Origin of the sequence: Microcoleus sp. B3-D2, from assembly GCF_036705345.1 — a bacterium.
In the GTDB taxonomy this organism is placed as follows: Bacteria; Cyanobacteriota; Cyanobacteriia; order Cyanobacteriales; family Microcoleaceae; genus Microcoleus.
Window position 1 is genome coordinate 1 of the sequence record NZ_JAUBUG010000185.1, and the last position, 1,583, is coordinate 1,583.

Genomic DNA, 1,583 nt, shown 5'->3' on the forward strand with positions numbered 1-1,583 from the left:
TAATTAATCCGAAACATCTCAAAAACTGGTTTACTAATTGCTGCTACTGTACCTCATAACATCCGGAAGTGCTGTAGCAGTTCTCAATAAAGTGAGGTATGCCCTATGCCCTATGCGCTATGCCCTATATCAAGCGTGCACCTCATGTTGCTGAGAAAGGCTATACAACTATAACATCCTTTAGGACAGCCCCCCGATTTCAGACGATCGCTGGGGGTTTAATTCTGCCGAATAACCAATACCTTCTGCCGTTTGATGACTCAACTTTTCGTGAGTCTTCATCCATTTCCACTTGTTGACAGTAGCTTGCGGATTGAGCACGGTGGTAGCGACGCCGTAAATAATAGTAGGCAAAACCTCCCGATTTAACCAGCTTTGTCCCAGCTTTCTCATGTAGTGCTGCGCCAAAAGTTCTCGAAATTTGTTAAGCTTTTTCAAAAGCGGCAAATTCTTAAAGAATAGCTGTTCGTACTCGTTAAGCGATAACTCTTTTTCTCCCCGCAAGCGCCGGAGTTGGTTTTCCTGGACACAATCAGAAGCTATGCGCTTTTTAAGCCAGTGCTTATCTGTGAGAGATTTGCCTCTAATTCGATAATTTCCCAAAGGTGCCGTCGCCGCTAGCAAGCCATACTTTTGAGCAAGTTTGGTAAATAACTCTGTATCTTCTCCTACCTCCCAATCTTCTGCAAACCCGCCTTCTTTGACAAGAATGGAGCGATCGACTACAACAGAAGACGGGAAAACCCAAGGACTTTCGCCTGTCTCCTTAATCGCCTGCATTTCTGCTTTAGTTGTAGGATAGGTGGGAATATAACTCAACTTTTTACCATGCTTGTCTAAATATCGCAAAGCGTGAGCCACCGCTTTGACTTCGGGATTGTCTGCGAGCATCTTCAAACAAACTTCTAACTTATTGGGTTCCCAGGTATCGTCGCTGTCGATAAACGCTACATATTCGCCTGTGGCGCGATATATCATTAAATTTCTCGACTTAGAAACCCCGTAATTTTGGGGATTCCTGAAGTATTGAATTCTCGAATCTTGCTCGACCAGCTTAGCAGCAACTTTGTCAGTAGCGTCCGTAGAGCCGTCATCAACAATTAAAATTTCTAGATTCTGGTGGGTACCATTGAGTACGGAGGCAACTGTCTCGGCCAGAGTGTCGGCAGCATTGAATGCAGGAATGATTACACTAACTTTTTGGCTGTTCATAACTTGCATGAGGTGTAGTTTGGTAGTTGTTCGCCGAAGTAGAGTCTGGAAGCAGACACTCTGACTCCTTTACGTGTAAGTACCAGTATTCCCGAAACTTGCCTAGATACTGCCAATATAACAGGCTTACCAACCTGAGTGTGATCTACCATAAGGGGGGGAAAGGCGTTAAAAGACGGAGTGCAGACTATTTGGGCGGCAATTTTTCTGACACAGGCCTCGGCTGCGAGGCATTTAGGGTTTTATCGGGGGATTGGAATTTCCCTAAAGCCGAGCGCATATTTTTGCTTTAATCTGAAGTTCCCCCATTGACAAAGGCTCCTGAGTATGTACAGCTTACCTTTGAAAGATTTTTGGCTCCGGTTTTACTG

Annotated in this window: 1 protein-coding gene; it reads right to left on the reverse strand. The window is 44.8% G+C overall.

The genetic code is table 11. From position 1 onward, the window contains the following. Positions 1-180 precede the first annotated feature (180 nt). Positions 181-1,221 carry a glycosyltransferase family 2 protein gene (locus QUB14_RS28565; RefSeq protein WP_333297481.1) on the reverse strand — a complete coding sequence of 347 codons (1,041 nt, stop codon included), beginning with the start codon at positions 1,219-1,221 and terminating at the stop codon, positions 181-183. Positions 1,222-1,583 lie beyond the last annotated feature (362 nt).

Excerpts from the sequence above, each read along its gene's own strand:
- QUB14_RS28565 (WP_333297481.1), bottom strand. The coding sequence starts at position 1,221 with ATGCAAGTTATGAACAGCCAAAAAGTTAGTGTAATCATTCCTGCATTC.